The organism is Sulfitobacter sp. AS92 (assembly GCF_038900015.1).
Taxonomy (GTDB): Bacteria; Pseudomonadota; Alphaproteobacteria; order Rhodobacterales; family Rhodobacteraceae; genus Sulfitobacter.
Map to the genome: position 1 here is coordinate 331,428 of NZ_JBBMQL010000001.1, position 20,582 is coordinate 352,009.

A 20,582-nucleotide genomic window follows, 5' to 3' on the forward strand; every position below is an offset into this window, starting at 1 on the left:
ATGCTCTTTGTTGTTGCGCTCAGGGGACTGTGCATACCACGGCCCCCCTATGTTTCAAGTTATCTTTGGCAGCGCGGGCAATAGAAGGAAGACCGCCCGCCCTGAACAATGCGGCCAATGGTGCCGTCACAACCCGGCCGGCGGCAGGCTTTGCCCTCTCGGCCATAGACATCAAAGCTGTGTTGGAAGTAGCCCAATTCGCCGTCGGCTTGGCGGAAGTCCTTAAGCGACGATCCCCCCGCTGTGATGGCATCGGCCAGCACCTGACGGATGATCGGCACCAGCCCGGCAATGCGGCTTGCAGAGATGCGCCCGGCCTTGCGCGCCGGATGGATGCCCGCCCGGTAAAGCGCTTCACAGACATAGATATTTCCCAAACCCGCGACGATCCGTTGATCCAGCAGCGCCGATTTGATTGGCATGTTGCGTCCCTTCAGCGCGGCCACCAGATGCGCTTCGTGAAAGTCGTTTCCCAAGGGTTCCGGTCCAAGCGAGGCAAGCAGCTTATGCGCCTTGGCGCTCGCGGTGTTCAGCAGGTCCATCGCACCAAAGCGGCGCGGGTCGTTAAAGGTGATCCGCGCACCGTTACCCATATGCAACACGACATGATCATGTTTCTCGGGCGCCGGGTGGTTGTGCTGAAACTGCCCCAATGGGTCGCCCGAAACCAGCATCCGCCCAGACATCCCCAGATGCACCAGCAGCGATTCCCCACCTTCCAGATCAGCCAAAATGTACTTTGACCGCCGCCGCAGCAGCGATACCCGCTGCCCGGTCAACCGCTCAGCCATGCGGTCGGGGAAGGGCCAGCGCAGGTCGGGGCGGTTTACCTCGGCGCGGGCGATCACCTGTCCTTCCATCGCGGGGGCCAGCCCCCGGCGGACGGTTTCGACCTCTGGCAGTTCCGGCATCTCGGTTTCCCCTCTCGCTTGCCTGTGACAAAAGGCACGCATTGTCCCCAGCCTACGGCACCCTATAACAAGGGACTGAACCAGAGGATCGCAAGAGCAGATGACCCAGGACGCCGACAAAACCACCCATTTCGGGTTCGAGACCGTTCCCGAACATGAAAAAGCAGGTCGCGTGCAGGGTGTGTTCAACTCCGTCGCCAGTAAATACGACATCATGAACGATGTGATGAGCATGGGCATCCACCGCGTCTGGAAAGAAGCGATGATGGATTGGCTCGCCCCACGCCCCGGTCAGAAGTTGCTGGACGTGGCGGGCGGCACTGGCGATGTGTCATTCAAATTTCTAGGCCGCGCGGGCCATGGTCATGCCACCGTGCTTGACCTGACCGAGCCGATGTTGGTCGAAGGCCGCAAGCGTGCGGAGGCCGACAGCCTGACCGGCAGCCTCGATTGGGTGGTGGGTGACGCGATGGCGCTGCCGTTTCCTGACAATACCTTTGATGTCTACACGATCAGCTTCGGCATCCGAAACGTGACCCGCCCCCAAGAAGCGCTGAACGAGGCTTACCGCGTTCTGCGCCCCGGTGGCCGTCTGATGGTGCTGGAGTTCAGCCAGCTGCCCAACCCCGCGATGCAGAAAGCCTATGACCTCTACAGCTTCAACGTGATTCCGCGCATGGGCCAAGCCATTGCCGGGGACCGCGACAGCTATCAATATCTGGTCGAATCGATCCGTAACTTCCCTGATCAGGAAACCTTCTTGTCGATGGTGCGGGCGGCTGGCTTCGGGCAGGCGAAATACCGCAACCTCACCATGGGGATCGCGGCGCTGCATTCGGGCTGGAAAATCTGATGCGCGGACCTCACAACATTTGGCGGCTGATCCGCACCGGCGCGACGTTGGAGCGCGCGGGCGCGATGAATGTGGTGCTGGATGCTTTTGATGCCTCCCCGCCGCTGCGTTTCGTGGCCCGGGCGCTTGGCCTGCCGTTCAAATGGCTGGGCTACAAAGGCGACCCGACCATGCCCCCCGCCACCCGCGCGCTGACGGCGCTTGGCCCCGCCTACATTAAATTCGGTCAGGTGCTGTCGACCCGGCCCGACGTGGTGGGCGATGATCTGGCCGTGCAACTGCGCGTGTTGCAGGACAAACTGCCGCCTTTTGATACTGCCCTTGCGCGCAAGGCGGTTGAGCAGGAACTGGGCCAGCCCGTCAGCGCTATTTTCTCGGAATTCAGCGAACCCGTCGCCGCCGCCTCCATCGCGCAGGTTCACTACGCGCGCATGGTTGAAACAGGCGAAGAGGTTGCCGTTAAAGTGCTGCGCCCGGGGATCGAAAAGGCGTTCCGCAAGGATATCGACGCTTTCTACCTCGCCGCGCGCATGGCCGAAATCTTCTCTCCCGGATCGCGCCGCTTGCGCCCGATGGAGGTGATTGAGCATTTCGACGGCGTCGTGCGCGGTGAATTGGACCTGCGGTTGGAAAGCTCTGCCGCGTCGGAATTCGCGGCCAATACCAAGGACGATGCCGGTTTCCAACTGCCTGAGATCAAGTGGAATTATTCGGCCCGTCGCGTGATGACGCTGGGCTGGGCCGATGGCCTGCCGCTGGGGGATAACGCCGCGCTCGACGCCGCTGGCCATGACCGCGTGGCGCTGTCAGAGCGGGTGCTGCAACTCTTTTTGCAACACGCCCTGCGGGATGGCTATTTCCACGCCGACATGCACCAAGGCAACCTAAAGGTCGCCGCCAATGGCGATATCATCGCCTATGACTTCGGCATCATGGGCCATATCGACAGCTATACCCGACGGGTCTACGCCGAGATCCTCTACGGCTTCATTCGCCGCGATTACCTGCGCGTGGCCAAAGTGCATTTCGAGGCCGGCTACGTGCCTGCCGACAAAGATGTCGATGAATTTGCCCGCGCCCTGCGCGCGGTGGGGGAGCCGATTTTTGGTATGGACGCTACCGGCATTTCCATGGCGCGGCTGCTGACTTACCTGTTCGAAGTGACTGAGCGTTTCGGCATGGAAACCCGGACCGAGCTGATCTTGCTGCAACGTACCATGGTTGTGGTCGAAGGGGTCGCACGGTCACTCAACCCGCATATAAACATCTGGGAAGTCGCGAGCCCGATTGTGACGGATTACATCACCAAATCGCTCGGCCCGCGTGCCATGCTGTCGGACCTGCGCGATACCGCTATGGTCATGGCCCGCTTTGGCCCGCGTCTGCCGGGGTTGGTCGAACAAGCATTGAACCGTCAGACCGAAGAACAGCCGCTGCGCCGCCCGCGCTTCTGGCGCTATATCGCGGCGACAGCGGTAATGTCGGGTATCGCGGGGGCGACGACAATCGCCCTGATTGGCGCGCTGCTTTAAGGTAAGGGGGCCACGCGGCCCCCTGTCTTTCCTTAGGCGATACGTTCAATCGCAAGCGCGATGCCCTGTCCGCCGCCGATGCACATAGTGATCAACGCCTTCGAACCGCCGATCCGTTCTAGCTCGTGAAGTGCCTTCACGGTGATGATCGCGCCCGTCGCGCCGACAGGGTGGCCAAGCGCAATTGCTCCACCATTCGGGTTCACCTTCGCGGGGTCGAAGCCCAGTTCCTTGCTCACGGCCAGCGCTTGGCTGGCGAAGGCTTCGTTGCTCTCGATCACGTCGAAATCACTGACCTTCAACCCCGTGCGCTTCAGCAGGTTCTGCACGGCAGGGATCGGCCCGATGCCCATCACCTCAGGCCGCACACCGGCATGGGCATAGCCCAAAATCCGCGCGCGGGGTTTCAACCCGGCGGCCTCAGCCGCTTCGGCACGGGCCAAGACCAGCGCCGCAGCACCATCGTTGATGCCGCTGGCATTGCCTGCCGTGACGCGCCCGTCCTTCTGGAAAACGGGGCGCAGCCCGGCCAGCGCTTCGGCGGTGGTCGCCTTGGGGTGCTCATCGGTGTCAAACGGCACCATGTCGCGCTTTACCTTCACCTCGACCGGCACGATCTGATCTTTGAAATGTCCCGCCGCAATCGCCGCCGCTGCGCGCTCTTGGCTTTGCAGGGCAAAGGCGTCCATTTCCTCGCGCGTGATGGTATGTTCATCGGCCACGTTTTCCGCCGTCACGCCCATGTGGCCCGTTCCAAAGGGGCAATTCAGGGTGCCGAGCAGCATATCAAGGCTGCGTACATCGCCCATTTTCTGGCCCCAGCGGGCATCAGGCAGGATGTAAGGCGCGCGGGACATGCTCTCGGCACCCCCGGCAAGGGCGAAATCCGCGTCGCCCAGCATCAGGCTCTGCGCTGCCGAAACCAACGCTTGCACGCCCGACCCGCACAGGCGGTTCACGTTCATCGCGGGCACCTCATCTGGCACGCCAGCCTCCCGCGCGGCGACGCGGCTGAGGTACATGTCGCGCGGTTCAGTGTTGATGACATTGCCGAACATCACATGGCCGATCTGGGCCGGATCGACGCCTGCACGCTCCATCGCGGCGCGTGCGACGATGCTGCCCAATGTGCTGGGCGGGGTCGCGGCCAATGCGCCGCCGAAGGTGCCGATGGCAGTGCGGGCGCCGCCCAAGATGACGATATCGTTTGACATGAAGCTCTCCTCTATCCGTTGGCGGCACTATGAGGCGAAGATGACCCATTGTCAGGCGAAACGTCCCGTCAAAGCGCCGCTTGACAGGGGCAGTGCGCCGCGCGACATATCCGCCATGACGGAAAATAATGACAAGATCCTGACGCAACTGCCCGCCCGCCTGAAAGAAGCGCGGCAGGGGCAGGGGCTGTCGCTTGATGCCGTGGCCAAGCTATCGGGCGTGTCACGCTCTATGGTGAGCCAGATTGAGCGCGGGGAATCGAGCCCGACCATCGCCACGCTGTGGAACCTGACCCGGGCCTTGCAGGTGGATTTCGCGGGGCTTTTAGATGGCGCGCCAACCGAAGCGCAGATTGAAGTGCTGCGCAGTGCGGCAGTGCCAACGATCAACAACCTTGGCTCCGGCTGTCGCATCCGCATTCTATCCCCGCCCGAAGAAGCCGGGCATCATGAGGTGTATGAACTGCTCATCGCCGAGGGCGGCATGTTGGACAGCGCCCCGCATACCCGTGGTGCCCGCGAGCATCTGAGCGTTTTTGAAGGGGCTGTCGAGGTCACCAGCGGCGCGGGGACCGAGCAATTGCAGGCCGGAGACACCGCGCGCTACGCCGCCGACGTGCCCCACGCCATCCGCGCTACGGCAGGGCAGGTGCGGGCCTTCTTGGTCGTGCAGGACGCCTGATATCCGGTATACCGGAAAAAATCCGCTATTCAAGAAATCCTCTATTTCGGAATAGCTTCCGCTATGGTAGATGAGCCTCAAAATGGAGAGACTCATGACCAAAGCATTTCTGGACCACATCACCGACACCCTGGCCGAGATCGACGCCGAGGGCATGATGAAACGCGAGCGGCTGATTACCACGCCGCAGGGCGGGGAGATTGAGGTCGGCACTCGCGAGGTGATTAACCTTTGCGCCAACAACTATCTCGGGCTGGCCGACCATCCCGACCTGATTGCGACGGCAAAACAGGCGATGGACGACAAGGGCTTCGGCATGGCCTCAGTCCGCTTCATCTGCGGCACGCAGGACATTCACCGCGAGCTTGAGCAGAAGCTGGCGAACTTCCTAGGCCATGACGATTCGATCCTCTTCGCCGCCTGTTTTGATGCCAATGGCGGGCTGTTCGAGCCGCTGCTGGGGCCGGAGGATGCGGTGATCTCGGACGCGCTGAACCATGCGTCGATCATCGATGGCATTCGTCTGTGCAAGGCAAAGCGCTATCGCTACGCCAACAGCGACATGGACGATCTTGAGGCCAAGCTGAAACAGGCCCGCGAGGACGGCGCGCGGTTCATCATGATCGCCACGGACGGCGTATTCTCTATGGATGGCTACCTCGCCAACCTGCCCGATATCGTGGCGCTGGCCGAGAAATACGAGGCGCTGGTCATGGTGGATGATTGCCATTCCACCGGCTTTATGGGGCCGAAGGGTGAAGGCACGCCGGCGCACCACGGGGTAAAGGTCGATATCGTGACCGGCACGCTGGGCAAGGCGCTTGGCGGGGCGATCGGCGGCTATATCGCCGGGCCGCAGGCGGTGATCGACCTGCTGCGCCAACGCGCGCGCCCCTATCTGTTTTCCAATTCGCTGCCTTCGTCGATCGTGATGGCAGGCATGCGCGCGCTGGAACTGGTTGAGCAGGGCGACGACCTGCGCGCCCGCCTGTTTGAGAACACCACCTATTGGCGCGCGGGGCTGGAAAAGTTGGGTTTTGATCTGCTGCCCGGTGAGCATCCCATCGTTCCGGTCATGTTGGGCGAGGCGCAACTGGCGCAGAACATGGCGGCGAAGCTTTTTGACGAGGGGGTCTATGTCTCCGGTTTCTTCTTCCCGGTGGTGCCACGCGGGCAGGCGCGGATTCGCACGCAGATGAATGCAGCCCTTACCCGCGAGCAGCTGGACCGGGCGCTGAAAGCCTTTGAATTGGCGGGCAAAGCCTGTGGGGTGCTGAAATGACCACCAATGAAATGAAGGCGCTTTCCAAGCTGCATGCCCGCGAGGGGCTGTGGATGACCCACGCCCCGGTGCCGGAAATCGGCCCCGATGACGTGCTGATTAAGATCAACAAAACTGGCATCTGCGGCACCGATATTCACATCTGGAACTGGGACGATTGGGCCGCGCAGACCGTGCCGGTGCCGATGATAACCGGGCATGAGTTCGCGGGCGAGATTGTGGAACTGGGCCGCAATGTCGAAGGGCTGGAGATCGGTCAGCGCTGCTCTGGCGAGGGGCATCTGATCGGCAAACAGTCGCGGCAAAGCCGGGCAGGCAAGTTCCACCTCGATCCCGCAACGCGGGGCATCGGGGTGAATGAGCAGGGGGCTTTTGCGCAATATCTCAAGCTGCCCGCCTTTAACGTGGTGCCGCTGCCGGATGAGATTTCTGACGACATCGGCGTGATCCTCGACCCTTTGGGTAACGCGGTGCATACGGCGCTTAGTTTTGATCTGGTGGGGGAGGATGTGCTCATCACGGGCGCCGGCCCCATCGGCATCATGGCCGCCGCCGTGGCGCGGCATGTGGGCGCGCGGCATGTTGTGATCACGGATGTGAACCCCGCGAGGCTGGCGCTGGCTGAAAAGGTCGCTGATGTGGTGCCAGTCAACGTCGCCAAGGAGGATCTGGCCGATGTGATTCCGCGTCTAAAGATGAAGCAAGGCTTCGACGTGGGGCTAGAGATGTCTGGCAACCAGCAGGCGCTGGATCAGATGGTCGAGGCGATGACCATGGGGGGGCGGATCGCGATGCTGGGCATCCCCCCGGGCAAGTCTCCGGTCGATTGGAGCCGCATCGTCTTTAAGGCGATCACCATCAAAGGCGTCTATGGCCGAGAGATATTCGAGACCTGGTACAAAATGATTGCCATGCTGGAAAACGGGCTCGATGTGTCAGGCATCATCACCCATCGCTTTGGGGTGGACGACTTCGAGCAGGGCTTTGCCGCGATGAAGTCGGGGCAGTCGGGTAAGGTGGTGCTCGACTGGACCTGAACCAATCAGGGGCGCAGGCGATTGCGCCCTTGTTGCGTTAGCACCCAAGCCTGGTCGCCCTCAAACACCGCGGCGCAAAGCGGCTTGCCGTAGCCCGCCCCGGTATCGAGGTTCACGCGGTTGCCGTAATGCGTGGCGCTGTCCACGGGCGTGTGGCCATGCACGATCAGCTTTGGGTGTGCTGCGGTGAACTCATGAAACCCTTTGCGGATCCACAGCAAATCATCCTCGCGCTGCGCGTCCAGTGGTACACCGGGGCGGACGCCTGCATGGGCAAAGAAGTGCTCAGGCGTTTGATGGGACAGCCCGAGGCTTTTTAAGAAGTCTACATGCGCCTGCGGCACCGCTTCACGGGCTTTCGCATGAATGTCTGACATCCGGTCGCGCCCGCTAACCGATACCCCGTAGGAGCCGAGCGTCGTGTCGCCCCCCAAACGCGGGTTCAGCCAATTAAGCTCAACCAGCAGAAGCGGATCGTGGCGGGGGAAATCCTCCATAAACCAGCTGAACATGCGGTCATGGTTGCCCATCAAGAAGGTCCAGTTGCGGCCCTCGGCCTTGCCGCTTGCCAGCCGCTCAATCACCGCGCTGCTGTCGGGGCCGCGGTCGGTGTAATCGCCGAGGAAGACGATGCGCGCGTCATGCCCGCCGTCTTCTTCGATCAAAACCAACACGCGCTCAAGCTCGGCGGCGTAACCGTGGATGTCTCCGATGGCATAGATGGGGCTGGGCATAATCTTTTTTGTCCTTCTGCGCCCCCACGTGATGCCGCAATGCGACGCGAAAGGGAAGGCTCAGCCGGGCAGGCCGGCTTCATCTGTGTTCAGGGGCAACATCAGCGTGGCAATCTGCTCACGCAGCCAGCGGTGCGCGGGGGCGTTGGTGGCGCGCTTGTGCCAATACATACCGATCAGGGGCGTGGGCATCGGGAAAGGCGTGGCATAGACGTCGATCTGCAATTTGCCTGCCAAGCGGTGCGCCATTTGTTGCGGCACGAAAGCCACATGGTCACTGCCCGCCACCGCGCTGAAGACCCCGTAGAAGACCGGCAGGGTCATAACCACGCGACGTTGCCGGCCCACGCGCGCCAGTGCTGCGTCACCCATTGCGGCAGTCTGGCCTTCGGGAGAGAATAGGATGTGGCCCAGATCGCATAGCAGATCGAGCGGGATCGCATTGCCCGGCGCAAGGCCCGCGGCGGTGAGGCGGGGATGCCCACGGCGGGCAATAACGGCGAAGCTGGAGTTGAACAGCGGCTGATAATCGACCCACCCGGGGTACTCCAATTGCGGGATTAGGGCCAAATCAACTTCGTGGGTTCTCAGCGGCGCGATGTAGTTATCCGGCACCAGATCGACCAGTTGCAACAGAATGCCGGGGGCCAGTTTAGCCAGATGGTCGCCCAAGGGCGGCATCAGCATTTCTGCAAAGAAATCACTGCCAGAAAGAACGAACCGGTCCACCGCGGAGGCGGGATCGAACTGCGGTGGGCCAGCAAGCAGGAATTCCACCTCATCCAGCGCCCGACGCAGAGGCTCTGCCAGACCTATGGCGAATTGGGTTGGCTCCAACCGTTGCCCTACGCGCACGAATAGCGGATCGGCTAGTGCCACGCGCAGCCGTCCCAGTGCGGCAGAGACAGCCGGTTGGGACAACCCGATGCGCCGGCCCGCTGCGACGGTCGAATTCTCACGCAGCAGCGCGTCCAGCACCCGTAAGAGATTGAGGTCGAAGCCGGATAAATTCATGCCATCAATAGTAGGAATAAGATCTATGAGTTTCCAGAATTAAACGCGGCATGAGACCCTTACTGTCATAGCGCAAACAGATGGAGGGTCAGAAATGAAGAGCAATGCAAAGGAGATGGCGCCGGTTGAATGGCTTGGTACGACCTATGAAATCATTCTCTCGAAAGAGGCCAGCGGCGGGGCAATGTCCATTGTCCGCGCGGAAGCACCCCCCGATAGCGGCCCGCCGTTGCATGTGCATCAGGACGCGGATGAGACCTTTGTAATTCTGAGCGGGAGGTCGGAATTCCTGCTTAACGGCAATCGGTCGATCTTAGGCGCGGGCGAGACAGTCTTTGTCCCGCGCGGGTCTGAGCATACCTTTCGCGTGGTGGGGGATGAACCGGCCCTGCATCTGGTGATCCTGACGCCCGGCGGTTTCGAGGGCTTCTTTGTCGAGATGGGGCGCGATCAATTGGCGATCCCAGATGACATGGAAGAGATTACCAAGCGCGCCGCGCAGTACCATCTGGCCTTTACCGGCCCACCATTGGCAGCAGCCTAAGAGGGAGAAGAACAGTGCGTGGACTTTCATTCGCATTTTTGATCTGCGGTACGGTGGCTGTGCTGACCGGCATGGCTTGGGGCATTCAGATGTCGGCAAGCGGGGACCATTCCCTATCACCGGCCCATGCGCACCTTAACCTGTTGGGCTGGGTCACTTTTGCAATCTACGGATTTTATTACCACCTCGTGCCGCGCGCCGCGGCGAGCCGTCTAGCGTGGCCGCATTTCGGTGTGGCGGTGGTGGGGTTGGTAATCCTTGTCCCTGGGATCGTCATGGCCCTGACCGGCGCAGGGGAGACGTTGGCCAAACTGGGGTCACTGCTGACCATTCTGTCTGCTTTGATTTTCATTGTGGTTCTCATTCGGAGCCGAGAACCGTCACCGTAACGAAAAAAGCGCCCCCGCGAGGGAGCGCTTTTACGTGTACTGGCCAAAGCTTAAATCAGGCGACGTCGAATTGCAGCGGCTTGATCTGGCGGAACATGCCGGTGTCGCGCAGCTTGCCGATCACCGCCTCGGGCACCTGATCATCGACATAGAGCAGGGCAATCGCCTCGCCCTTCGCCGTGTGGCGGCCAAGGGTAAAGTTAGCGATGTTCACGCCGTTCTCGCCCATTGTCTGACCCAAGGTGCCGATAATGCCCGGCACGTCTTCGTTGGTGGTGTAGAGCATATGCTCACCGATCTCGGCGTCGATGGTGATGCCTTTGATCTGGATGAAGCGCGGCTTGCCATCAGAGAAGACGGTGCCCGCGATGGAGCGTTCGCGTTTCTCGGTCACCACGGTCACTTTGACATAGCCGTCGAACACGCCGGATTTGTCTTGGTTGGTGGTGCTGATCTGGATGCCTTTTTCGCGGGCAACCACGGGGGCGGAGACCATGTTCACATCCGGGTTGGCGCGTTTCATGATGCCCGCCACGACACCACAGTTCAGCGCCTTGAGGTTCATCTGGCCGACGGAACCGTCATAGAGGATGTTGATCGCCTTGATCGGCTCATCGGTCATCTGACCGATAAATGCGCCAAGATGCCCGGCCAGCTTGACCCATGGGCCCATGACTTTGGCTTCTTCGGCGGTGACCGATGGCATGTTCAGCGCGTTGGTCACGGCACCGGTCAGCAGGTAATCTGACATCTGCTCGGCCACTTGAAGCGCCACGTTTTCTTGCGCTTCGGTGGTGGCGGCGCCGAGGTGGGGCGTGCAGACAACGTTGGGCAGGTTGAACAGCGGGTTTTCCTTTGCCGGTTCTTCGGCGAAGACGTCAAAGGCAGCGCCAGCCACATGGCCGGATTTCAGCATTTCGGCCAGTGCTTCTTCGTCAACCAGACCGCCACGGGCGCAGTTGATGATGCGCACGCCGGGCTTGGTTTTGGCAAGGTTTTCGCGGCCCAGAATGTTTGCCGTTTGATCGGTGTAGGGCACATGCAGCGTGATGAAATCAGCGCGCTTGAGCAGATCTTCGAGCTCAACCTTCTCAACGCCCATCTCTTCGGCTTTTTCTTCGCCCAAGAAGGGGTCATAGGCCACGACTTTCATCTTCAGCCCGCGCGCACGGTCGCAAACGATGCCACCGATGTTGCCCGCGCCGATCACGCCCAAGGTCTTGCCGGTCAGCTCAACGCCCATGAACTTGGACTTTTCCCATTTGCCGGCGTGGGTGGAGGCCGACGCTTCGGGGATTTGACGCGCCACGGCGAACATCATTGCGATGGCATGTTCGGCGGTGGTGATCATGTTGCCGAAGGGTGTGTTCATTACGATCACACCCTGTTTCGACGCGGCTTCTTTGTCGATGTTGTCGGTGCCGATGCCCGCGCGACCAATGACCTTGAGGTTCGGCGCAGCGGCGAGGATCTTTTCGGTCACCTTGGTCGCAGAGCGGATTGCGAGGCCATCGTAGTTGCCGATGATTTCGGCGAGCTTGTCTTTGTCCTTGCCCAAATCAGGCTGGAAATCGACATCGATGCCACGGTCGCGGAAGATTTGAACAGCGGCTTCGCTGAGGCTGTCGGAGATGAGTACTTTGGGAGCCATGTTTGTGGTCCTTTTTAAAAATATGGGGCAGGGGCGGCGCGTGGGGGTACGCGCCTGCCGGAATGCTTTAGGCGTTGATTTCAGTCTCGAAAGCCCATTCGAGCCACGGCAGCATCGCTTCGATATCGGCCGTCTCAACCGTGCCGCCACACCAGATGCGCAGGCCCGGAGGGGCATCGCGGTAGGCGCCAATGTCGAGTGCTGCGCCCTCGGTTTCCAACCGCTTGGCCACGGCCTTGGCAAAGGCTGCGCCGTCCTGAATGCGGTCATCGGTGAACTTCAGGCAGACCGACGTGTTGGACCGTGTCGCCGGATCGGTGGCGAGGAAATCAATCCAGTCATGCGCGTCAACGAAATCGGCAATCGCCTTGGTATTGGCATCGGCCCGCGCGATCAGCCCTTTGAGGCCACCCACGGATTTCGCCCAGTCCAGCGCCAGCAGGTAATCTTCGACGCAAAGCATGGAAGGCGTGTTGATTGTCTCGCCCTTGAAGATGCCCTCATTCAACTTACCGCCCTTGGTCAGGCGGAAGATTTTCGGCAGGGGCCATGCGGGGGTGTAATTCTCCAGCCGCTTAACAGCGCGGGGTGACAGGATCAGCATGCCGTGCGCCGCTTCGCCGCCCAGCACCTTCTGCCAAGAGAAGGTCGTCACATCCAGCTTGTCCCACGGCAGGTCCATTGCAAAGGCCGACGAAGTGGCATCGCAAAGCGTCAGACCCGCGCGGTCCGCGGGGATCGCGTCGCCGTTCGCCATCCGCACGCCGGAGGTGGTGCCGTTCCAAGTGAAGCAGACGTCATTGTCATAATTCAGCGCGGCCATGTCTACGATCTCGCCATACTCGGCGGTGTGAACCTGCGCTTCGATTTTCAGCTGTTTGACGACATCGGTAACCCAGCCTGCGCCGAAGCTTTCCCATGCGACCATCTCAGCCGGGCGTTCGCCCAAGAGCGACCACATGGCCATCTCGAATGCGCCGGTGTCAGAGGCGGGCACGATGCCGATGCGGTAGTCCGCAGGCACGCCGAGTACTTCGCGGGTGGTCTCGATTGCCTCCAGCAGTTTGGCCTTGCCGGGTGCTGCACGGTGGCTGCGGCCCAGCGGTGCGTCCGCCAGCTTGGTCAGGTCGAATGTGGGGATTTTGGCGCAGGGGCCGGATGAGAAACGTGGGTTCGCCGGTACGGCAACGGGTTTCGTGTCCGGGCGCGATGCCGGTTGTGTAATAGCCATTTATGCTACCCTCTCAGATAATCGCCCTTCGTTGGGGAAGGGTGTCCCACTTGTCGGCATACGCGGGGAAGCCGGACTGGCGCAAGTCGCAAAATGGCGCTAGGACGCCGGTCATGTCGCTTTGCGCGGCGCGAATGATGCGGATCGGAAACTTATGTTCACGGCAATCTTGTTGACCTCCCCCACCAATCCCACGCTTGACCCGGCGCTGGTGGAAAGCCTGCGCAACGCTTGGGGCGGAGGCGATGTGATCTGGCTCGCGCCGGATGAGGCGGCGGAATTCCCGCTTGGACAGATGCCTGAAAATCGTTGGGATGTTTGGGAAAACTGCCAGTCGATGGGGGTCGATCTGGTGATCGTGCCCACCGAGGGGCGGCGCAAGAAGATGCTGCTGGCCGATATGGACAGCACGATGATTCAGCAAGAATGTATCGACGAATTGGCCGAAGAAGCAGGCGTTGGCGCGCATGTGAAAGAGATCACCGCCCGCGCCATGAACGGCGAGTTGGACTTTGACGGCGCGCTGCGCGAACGGGTCGGGCTGTTGAAAGGGTTAGAGGCCAGCGTAATCGACAAGGTGCTGGCCGAGCGCATCACCCTAATGCCCGGCGGCGGTGCGCTGCTGGGCACGATGAAGACCAATGGCGGCTATGCGGCGCTGGTCTCAGGCGGGTTCACGGCCTTCACCGCCAAAGTGGCCAAAATGCTGGGCTTTGACGAGAATCGCGCCAATACGCTGCTCGTCGACCAGGCCGCGCTGACTGGCGAAGTTGGCCTGCCAATCTTGGGGCGCGAGGCCAAGGTCACCGCGCTGGAAGAGATCACCGCGAAGCTGGGAATCACCGAAGATCAGGTTATCGCCGTTGGCGACGGGGCCAATGATCTGGGCATGTTAGGCCGCGCGGGCATGGGGGTGGCACTGCATGCGAAACCCTCAGTCGCGGCGGAGTGTGACATCCGAATTAACTATGGTGATCTGACTGCGCTGCTCTTTGTGCAGGGCTATGCGCGCACCGAATTTGCGGGCTGACACAAAAGCCTGATTTGACCTGACACAAAAGCCTGATTTGACTCGCAGCGCAGAAGTGGCGGTAATAGGGCATGGCACAGCTGGCCCGGCCCTGCCGCGCTGTTCGACATTTTGCCGTATGGTGGCATTCTCCTTGGCAGAGCCTGAGCACAGTTTTCCTGTGCCGCATTGCAATAGGGAGAAGAACGATGCCGGATTTTATTTTTGCGTATCACGGGGGCAAGACCCCGGAATCTCAGGAAGAGGGCGAGAAAGCCATGGCGGCATGGGGCGCTTGGTTTGAGGAAATGGGGGAGCATATCGTGAACCCCGGCAACCCAGTCGGCATGTCCAAAACGGTGAGTGCACAGGGCACGGCGGACGATGGCGGGGCCAATCCACTCTCGGGCTTCACGGTGGTACGGGCCGCCGACATGGATAGCGCCTGCAAGATGGCCCTGGGCTGTCCGATGGTCGCCGATGGCAGCGGGTCGGTTGAAGTCGCGCCTGTGATGGAAATGTAGGCGCGACCTCTGGGCGGGTCTATCTGGCCAGTTCAGCCGCTGGTTTCAGCATCCCGGTTTGAAGCCCGCGCCAGTTGGTGATCGGCGCGTTCATCCGCTTGAGCGCGGCGGGGTGGTTTGCATCCAATGCGCCCAGTTTGACCAGCAGCGCGGTGATCGCGCATTCGGCGGCGCGGGTCGTGCCGCAGGCGGCTTTGAGCGCGATGCCGAGTTTGCGTTCAGGCCAGATGGCGATGAAGAAACCTTCAGCCCCGGTTTTCAGCGCGACCTTACCGTCCATTGCGCGCATCAACTCGGTGCAAGCCCGGCCTTCGCCCGCCACAAGTTCGGGGTGCAGGCGCATGGCTTCGTGTAGGCGTGCTTCGGCGGAACCTTCGGGGGCGGCGGCGAAATGCGCCATCGCGCGCGCCATGCCGTGCAGGGTGCAAGCCGGGTTGGGGGCCGAACAGCCGTCGATGCCATAGCCGGGTGAGGTTTCCTGCGTGACCGTCTCAAACGCCTCAAGGCAGGCTTTTTGCACCGCGTGGTCGGGCTTTTCATAATCCGGCCCGGTGCCGAGATGTTTGTTCAGCGTCAGGAAGCCCGAGTGTTTGCCGGAGCAGTTGTTGTGGATCTGGCAGGGTTTCTCATGGGCGCGGATCAGCGCCTCCATGGCGTCGCGGTCATTGGGTTCCTGCGCGCCGCAGCGGAAATCACCGTCATTCAGCCCCAGTGTGTCGAGCCAGACGCCAACACGATCTGTGTGGATCGCTGCCCCTTGATGCGAGGCACAGGCGAGGGCGAGCTGTTCGGTGCTAAGGCCTGCCGCATCGGCAGCGCCGGAGTTGATCAGCGGCAGCGCTTGGATCATCTTGGACGAAGAGCGCGGCAGGATCACTTTCTCAGGATCGCCCCAAGCCTCAACAATCTGGCCGCTGTCGTCGCAGATCACCGCATGCCCGGAATGAACACTTTCCAGAAAGGGACCGCGCCAAATTTCTGCGAAGGGGGCTGCTTTGCTCATGGGAACTTCCTGATTCTGGGCGAAAACCTGCCAATCAGGGTTTCGTCGGTCGCGCGTTTGCCGTTTTTGTGGTTGGTGTCGAACAGATAGCAGACGCCCGCAAGAGAGCAACCCGCCCGAGGTTGCCTGATCGGGGTCTGTGGATGCGTTGAGGTCAAGGACGGCTGGAGGCTGGACAGATGGAAATGATGAAGACTTGTGGTCTTGCACTTGGGGCGCTCGCCCTTGTGGCAAGCGGCGCAGTGGCGCAGGAGCAGAGCACCAATCGGGTGGCTGCCAAGACCGACTGGAGCGTCTTTGTAGAAGATAACCCGACGGAATGCTGGGGTGTATCAACCCCGAAGGAAGTCGTGAACACCCGCGATGGTCGGGTTGTTGCGGTGAACCGGGGCCAGACGTTGTTGATGGTATTCTACCGACCGTCGGCTGAGGCCAAGGGTCAAGTTGCCTTTACCGGCGGTTATCCTTTTGCATCCGGCTCGACCGTGACGATGGATATCTCGGGCAATGTGTTTGAGTTGTTCACCGAAGGGGAGTGGGCATGGCCTGCGACCACGGCGGACGATGCCAAGATCATCGCGGCGATGAAACGTGGCGCGGACGCAAAGTTGATTGGTAGTTCTTCGCGCGGGACTCAGACGAGCGATTCTTTCTCGCTGCTGGGGTTCACAGCGGCGGTTGAGGATGCGGCGAAGCGCTGCGGCGGCTGATCTGCTACGGATTTGAATAGAAACGGCCTCGCGATTGCGGGGCCGTTTTTCGTTTGCGGGTCAGGGTGGCGGCCAAGCCCGGAATCAAGCCGCAGGCGCCGGGCCATCGTCTGCCCGCGCGTCATGCCAAAGGCATGCCTTATGCAGATTGGGCGCACCTTTGGTGCGACCGGGTAGGCGATTTGGCAAGGCTGGGAGCGACATTGCGAAGGCGCATCATTTTTGAGCCATAAAGTGGCATGAACCACGCTTAGATCGCCGACCCGCGGGCAGGCGCTGGCCCTCATTGTCAAACTTATATGGAAACAAAAAATCGCGGCCCCCTTTCGGAGGCCGCGACCTAATTTTGGTTTTATCTCAGGCAGCCCGCGATAGTGGCGTAGCGGCCTCTTCGATGAACGCTCCGTGAAGCGCCTTGATCACCGGCTGTAGCGACTCGCGTTCAACGATGAACTGCACATCCACACTGCGCGGCCCTTGGCTCGCCCCGATCGCCGTCTGACCGGCATCTGCGATGGCCACCAAGCCACGCTGGAGAACCGACAGACCGTTCAGGTCACGCCCAATGACCGAGGCCATCGATAGCGTGCGGGTTGTGATCTCAGCCGCAGGGTAAATCTGCGCCAGATCCTTCTCTACCCGGCGCATCGTCTTGAGCGAGGCATCCAGATAGTGTGTGATCGTGTTCGCATTCGAGACCTTGGAAACGATCCGAACATTGTGGCGCGTGAGCACCTCCAAAATCGCAGTGTCATAGCCTTTGACGCCGACCATATCCTGCTCGAACAACTCAAATGCCACGATATCTAGGCCGGTGACGATCTCCACCGCAGGCGTCTCTGCCTTGCGGTCGTCGATCAGCGTGCCGGGGTCTTCGGGCTCAAAGGCGTTGGTCACGCGCAACGGCACATCGGCCTGACGCAGGGTCTTAGCCGCTTTGGGGTGGATTGCTTCCATCCCCATGTTCGACAGCTGATCCGCCACGTCATAGTTCGTGCGGCCGATCTTTTTGACGGCATGTTCGCCGACCAGTTTTGGGTCGCAGGACGACAGATGAAATTCCTTGTGAATGATCGCCTCACGCGCGCCAGTGAGGGCGGCGAGCTTAGAGAAGGTCACCTCGGAATAGCCACGATCAAACTCACGCATCAGCCCTTCGGCGCATTGCGCATAGCCGGTTACGATGGGCATTTCGGTGTGCGGGTCGATGCCGTCCATCGCCTGCTCAATGCGCTCATCCAGCGTGACATTGCCCTCATCACGCCAACCCGAGAGGTCAACGAAACGGGCATTCACACCAGCGCGTTGCAGCATGATCGTGGTGACGAAAGCGGAATGCGCCTCGCCCAGACCGGAGAGCAACTCACGGATCTGCAACATGTGTTCCGACAGGCGGAAGTGGCCGTAGGCGCAAAGGCGTTGCAGGTCGATCAGGCAATTGCGAGCGCCATGGGTGCGCTCAGACACAAAGGCGTCGGCCTGCTCAATATCACCGGGATGCTCAAGCACTTCGCGGTGCACGCGCTGCATCTCGGCGGACACGCGGGTCAGCGCTTCGTGCCAGCCGTGATCATTGCTGGCGTTGGCCAGATGGGCATAGACGCCCGGCTCGCCGGATTTTTTATGCTCCAGCAGCAGGTTCGTGATCCCGCCAAAGGCGGAGACCACGAAGACGCGCCCGTAGATGTCCGCGCCCTTGCGGTCACTGACAAAGAGCGTATCCTTGAGCTGGTTCACGCGGGACATGGACGTCCCGCCGATTTTTTCGACAGTGTGGGACGGTTGGGTCATATAAGTTACGCTACCTCCTCGGCAGGCGCATAGGAGCCGTCTTCACGGTGCACTTCGTTGCCAGTGACTGGCGGGTTGAAGCAGCACGCCATGTGCAGTTCTTCCTCTGCGCGCAGGGTGTGTTTGTCGTTCAGGTCCAGCGCGTACATCACGCCGGGGGTGATCTCGTGGGTCTCGCCGGTGGCGAGATCGGTGATCGACCCCTTGCCCTTCATGCAATAGACGCTCTCAAAGTGGTGCTTGTAGTGGAACGTGTGTTCCGACCCGGCCTCAAGAACGGTGATGTGGAAAGAGAATCCCATCTTGTCATCAGCCAAAAGCAAGCGTGTGGACGTCCATTGAGCGTCACCAACGTGACGGTCTGTGCCCTGAAGTTTGTTAAAATCGCGTACAATCATCGGTATTACTCCGCTGCCAGTTTCATGTTGCCCGTCACATCGCGGGTCGCCTGCAGAAGGATATCAAACCCTTCGCGCATGACATTCTCTGGCGTGGTGAGCGGGGCAAGATATTTGACGATTTCGTCGTTCGCGCCCGATGTTTCGATCACGAGGCCCAATTCATAGGCACGCGCACAGATTGCACCGGCCAGTTCGCCCGAGCCTACGTCGACGCCCTGCATCAGGCCGCGGCCTTTCAGCGTGGCACCTTCGACCAGATCAGCGACATCCTTGAGCGCGGTGGTCAACACGACAGCTTTCTCGGCCAACGACTTTTCGAATTTGTCGTCGGACCAAAATTTCTCGATCGCGACGCGGGCGGTGACAAAGGCGTGGGTGTTGCCACGGAAGGTGCCGTTGTGCTCGGCTGGCTTCCAGATGTCATGCTCAGGCGCGATCAGCAGGGCCGCGAAAGGCAGGCCGAAACCGGAAAGCGATTTCGCTTGGGTGACCATGTCGGGCTTGATGCCGGACGCCTCAAACGAAAAGAAGCTGCCCGAACGGCCACAGCCCGCCTGAATGTCGTCGATGATCAGCAGCGCGCCATGCTTGCGGGCGATTTTCTCGATGCCCTGCATCCATGCGTCGGAGGCCGCGTTCAGACCGCCTTCGCCTTGGATCGGCTCAAAGATGAATGCCGCAGGCGCGTCGATGCCCGACGACGGGTTCGACAACATCGCATCGATCATTTCAAGCGTGTTGACGTTCTCGCCGAGCGATCCCTCGAAGGGCATATGCGTCACGTCGGCCAGCGAGCCACCGCCCGCGCCGCCGCGTTTGCCTTTGTTGCCGGTCAGCGCCAGCGCGCCCATGGTCATGCCATGGAAACCGTTGGTGAAGGAGATCACATTCGTGCGCCCCGTCACCTTGCGTGCAAGCTTGATCGCAGCCTCAACGGCGTTGGTGCCAGTCGGGCCGGTCATCATGATTTTATAGTCCATGCCGCGCGGCTTGAGGATGTTTTCCTCATAGGCGTTCAGGAAAGCGGCCTTGGTGTCACTGTGAAAGTCGAGACCATGGGCAATACCGTCCGCCGTGATGTGATCCACCAGCGCCGACTTCATATCAGGGTCGTTGTGGCCATAGTTCAACGAGGAACAGCCGGCGAGGAAGTCGATGTAGCGGTTGCCGTCTTCGTCAAACATCTCGGACCCGCTTGCGCGGGTGAAAACGGCGTTCATGCCACGGCAATAGGAGCGCGCTTCGCTCTCGCGGCGGGTAAAGATCGTTGTGTTCTGTGCCATGTCTTTGGGCATAGGAATATCCTTTCTCTTCAAGAGAGTCTGTCGTGTGAATTGTCAGCTGCGGTTTACGCGGCGCGTTTTAGCGGCGCAGTCTCGGGCAGCGTGATCGTCACCATATGTTCGGTGTCGTGCGCGCCATCGAAATGGGCGTCTTTGGTAAAGTGGGGCGCATCCGAAAGGTCGCCGCCGACGTGGTTCGCAAAGCTGCGGAACAGCCCCCAGGAGGCGTCATTGTCCCGGGTGATCGTAGTCTTGAGGGTTTTGGCGTCCTCAGTTTCATCGCGGTTCACGAGTTCCATCAGCATGGTTTTACCCAGACCAAGGCCACGGGCCTTGGGGCTAACGGCAACCTGCCAGACAAAGAAGGCGTCTTGCGCAGGGATCATATGGCCGGAGATCCAGCCAACGATGTCGCCGTCCATCTCAGCCACAACACAAGTGTCGCGGAAGTGGTCGGCCTGGATCAGGTTCGCGTAAAGCGAGTTCTCGTCGAGCGGCTTGCAGTCGCGAATCAACTGCCAAATGGCAGCTCCGTCCTCGGCATTGGGCTTGCGCAGTTTGGGTGTGCGGGCTTTTTTCATGTCGAGTTCATTCTGCATCCGTTCGGGGCTCCCTTATTGTTTCGATAAGCTAAGTAGGGCATGTGCAGTCATACTTCAACATTCAAAGCAAAATACCTCAAAATACGCTTATAGCGTTGTTTCAGGGCCATGCTCATGTGCATATTTGTTTCGTAAGGCTAACGAAATTGGCGCGTTTCGCTTAGCTATACTAAGCGTTCAGGGCA

The 20,582-nt window shown here is 60.6% G+C and carries 21 protein-coding genes; 10 read left to right on the forward strand and 11 right to left on the reverse strand.

Annotated features, from left to right (window positions below; translation table 11 throughout):
* Nucleotides 1–59 precede the first annotated feature (59 nt).
* Complete coding sequence (gene mutM / locus WNY61_RS01585; RefSeq protein ID WP_342849698.1) at nucleotides 60–911, reverse strand: bifunctional DNA-formamidopyrimidine glycosylase/DNA-(apurinic or apyrimidinic site) lyase; 852 nt, start codon at nucleotides 909–911, stop codon at nucleotides 60–62.
* 100 nt (nucleotides 912–1,011) lie between these two features.
* Between mutM and ubiE the strand changes: the two genes are divergently transcribed.
* Together ubiE and ubiB are read left to right on the forward strand one after the other, a co-directional pair.
* Entirely contained in the window at nucleotides 1,012–1,764 is a 753-nt protein-coding gene (gene ubiE, locus WNY61_RS01590; RefSeq protein ID WP_342849699.1) for a bifunctional demethylmenaquinone methyltransferase/2-methoxy-6-polyprenyl-1,4-benzoquinol methylase UbiE, read from the forward strand.
* Nucleotides 1,764–3,296, forward strand: coding sequence for a 2-polyprenylphenol 6-hydroxylase (gene ubiB / locus WNY61_RS01595; RefSeq protein WP_342849701.1), 1,533 nt, complete (start codon nucleotides 1,764–1,766; stop codon nucleotides 3,294–3,296). Before ubiE ends, ubiB begins: the two co-directional genes overlap by 1 nt.
* A gap of 32 nt (nucleotides 3,297–3,328) precedes the next feature.
* Here the strand turns inward: ubiB and WNY61_RS01600 are convergent, their stop codons facing one another.
* Nucleotides 3,329–4,510 (reverse strand): acetyl-CoA C-acyltransferase family protein, encoded by a 1,182-nt coding sequence (locus WNY61_RS01600; protein ID WP_342849703.1) that lies wholly within the window; start codon nucleotides 4,508–4,510, stop codon nucleotides 3,329–3,331.
* 115 nt (nucleotides 4,511–4,625) lie between these two features.
* Here WNY61_RS01600 and WNY61_RS01605 point away from each other — a divergent pair, with 115 nt between their 5' ends.
* The 3 genes from WNY61_RS01605 (at nucleotide 4,626) to tdh (ending at nucleotide 7,511) form a co-directional block, all read left to right on the forward strand.
* On the forward strand, nucleotides 4,626–5,192 hold the full coding sequence (locus tag WNY61_RS01605) for a helix-turn-helix domain-containing protein (protein ID WP_342849987.1): 567 nt from the start codon (nucleotides 4,626–4,628) through the stop codon (nucleotides 5,190–5,192).
* Nucleotides 5,193–5,286: 94 nt separating this feature from the next.
* Nucleotides 5,287–6,474: a glycine C-acetyltransferase gene (locus WNY61_RS01610; RefSeq protein ID WP_342849704.1), complete on the forward strand. Its 1,188-nt coding sequence runs from the start codon at nucleotides 5,287–5,289 to the stop codon at nucleotides 6,472–6,474.
* Nucleotides 6,471–7,511: an L-threonine 3-dehydrogenase gene (gene tdh / locus WNY61_RS01615; protein ID WP_342849705.1), complete on the forward strand. Its 1,041-nt coding sequence runs from the start codon at nucleotides 6,471–6,473 to the stop codon at nucleotides 7,509–7,511. Before WNY61_RS01610 ends, tdh begins: the two co-directional genes overlap by 4 nt.
* 5 nt (nucleotides 7,512–7,516) lie before the next feature.
* On the opposite strand, the gene WNY61_RS01620 is transcribed toward tdh, so the two are convergent.
* Nucleotides 7,517–8,245, reverse strand: a complete 729-nt coding sequence (locus WNY61_RS01620; protein ID WP_342849706.1) for a metallophosphoesterase — start codon at nucleotides 8,243–8,245, stop codon at nucleotides 7,517–7,519.
* A gap of 60 nt (nucleotides 8,246–8,305) precedes the next feature.
* A complete protein-coding gene (locus WNY61_RS01625) occupies nucleotides 8,306–9,259 on the reverse strand; it encodes a LysR family transcriptional regulator (RefSeq protein WP_342849707.1) in 954 nt (317 codons plus the stop codon).
* A 94-nt stretch (nucleotides 9,260–9,353) separates the two neighbouring features.
* Here WNY61_RS01625 and WNY61_RS01630 point away from each other — a divergent pair, with 94 nt between their 5' ends.
* Both WNY61_RS01630 and WNY61_RS01635 read left to right on the forward strand, forming a co-directional pair.
* Nucleotides 9,354–9,803, forward strand: a complete 450-nt coding sequence (locus tag WNY61_RS01630; RefSeq protein WP_342849708.1) for a cupin domain-containing protein — start codon at nucleotides 9,354–9,356, stop codon at nucleotides 9,801–9,803.
* A 14-nt stretch (nucleotides 9,804–9,817) separates the two neighbouring features.
* A complete protein-coding gene (locus WNY61_RS01635) occupies nucleotides 9,818–10,192 on the forward strand; it encodes a hypothetical protein (protein ID WP_342849709.1) in 375 nt (124 codons plus the stop codon).
* A 55-nt stretch (nucleotides 10,193–10,247) separates the two neighbouring features.
* On the opposite strand, the gene serA is transcribed toward WNY61_RS01635, so the two are convergent.
* A complete protein-coding gene (serA, locus tag WNY61_RS01640) occupies nucleotides 10,248–11,843 on the reverse strand; it encodes a phosphoglycerate dehydrogenase (RefSeq protein WP_342849710.1) in 1,596 nt (531 codons plus the stop codon).
* Between the two features lie 67 nt (nucleotides 11,844–11,910).
* The gene (locus tag WNY61_RS01645; RefSeq protein WP_342849711.1) at nucleotides 11,911–13,074 is read right to left on the reverse strand and encodes a phosphoserine transaminase; all 1,164 of its coding nucleotides are present in this window, start codon (nucleotides 13,072–13,074) and stop codon (nucleotides 11,911–11,913) included.
* Between the two features lie 154 nt (nucleotides 13,075–13,228).
* Here WNY61_RS01645 and serB point away from each other — a divergent pair, with 154 nt between their 5' ends.
* Nucleotides 13,229–14,104 (forward strand): phosphoserine phosphatase SerB, encoded by an 876-nt coding sequence (gene serB / locus WNY61_RS01650; RefSeq protein WP_342849712.1) that lies wholly within the window; start codon nucleotides 13,229–13,231, stop codon nucleotides 14,102–14,104.
* Nucleotides 14,105–14,292: 188 nt separating this feature from the next.
* Nucleotides 14,293–14,607, forward strand: a complete 315-nt coding sequence (locus WNY61_RS01655; RefSeq protein ID WP_342849714.1) for a YciI family protein — start codon at nucleotides 14,293–14,295, stop codon at nucleotides 14,605–14,607.
* 19 nt (nucleotides 14,608–14,626) lie between these two features.
* Here WNY61_RS01655 and WNY61_RS01660 read toward each other — a convergent pair whose 3' ends face one another.
* Nucleotides 14,627–15,610 (reverse strand): asparaginase, encoded by a 984-nt coding sequence (locus tag WNY61_RS01660; RefSeq protein WP_342849715.1) that lies wholly within the window; start codon nucleotides 15,608–15,610, stop codon nucleotides 14,627–14,629.
* A gap of 188 nt (nucleotides 15,611–15,798) precedes the next feature.
* Here WNY61_RS01660 and WNY61_RS01665 point away from each other — a divergent pair, with 188 nt between their 5' ends.
* Nucleotides 15,799–16,320, forward strand: a complete 522-nt coding sequence (locus WNY61_RS01665) for an invasion associated locus B family protein (protein ID WP_342849988.1) — start codon at nucleotides 15,799–15,801, stop codon at nucleotides 16,318–16,320.
* 357 nt (nucleotides 16,321–16,677) lie between these two features.
* Here the strand turns inward: WNY61_RS01665 and WNY61_RS01670 are convergent, their stop codons facing one another.
* Genes WNY61_RS01670 through ectA form a run of 4 tightly spaced genes read right to left on the reverse strand, consistent with a single transcriptional unit; the run spans nucleotide 16,678 to nucleotide 20,394 of the window.
* Nucleotides 16,678–18,111 (reverse strand): aspartate kinase, encoded by a 1,434-nt coding sequence (locus WNY61_RS01670; protein ID WP_342849716.1) that lies wholly within the window; start codon nucleotides 18,109–18,111, stop codon nucleotides 16,678–16,680.
* A gap of 5 nt (nucleotides 18,112–18,116) precedes the next feature.
* On the reverse strand, nucleotides 18,117–18,509 hold the full coding sequence (locus tag WNY61_RS01675) for an ectoine synthase (RefSeq protein WP_342849717.1): 393 nt from the start codon (nucleotides 18,507–18,509) through the stop codon (nucleotides 18,117–18,119).
* A gap of 5 nt (nucleotides 18,510–18,514) precedes the next feature.
* Complete coding sequence (gene ectB / locus WNY61_RS01680; protein ID WP_342849718.1) at nucleotides 18,515–19,807, reverse strand: diaminobutyrate--2-oxoglutarate transaminase; 1,293 nt, start codon at nucleotides 19,805–19,807, stop codon at nucleotides 18,515–18,517.
* A 53-nt stretch (nucleotides 19,808–19,860) separates the two neighbouring features.
* Nucleotides 19,861–20,394: a diaminobutyrate acetyltransferase gene (gene ectA / locus WNY61_RS01685; RefSeq protein ID WP_120352083.1), complete on the reverse strand. Its 534-nt coding sequence runs from the start codon at nucleotides 20,392–20,394 to the stop codon at nucleotides 19,861–19,863.
* Nucleotides 20,395–20,582 lie beyond the last annotated feature (188 nt).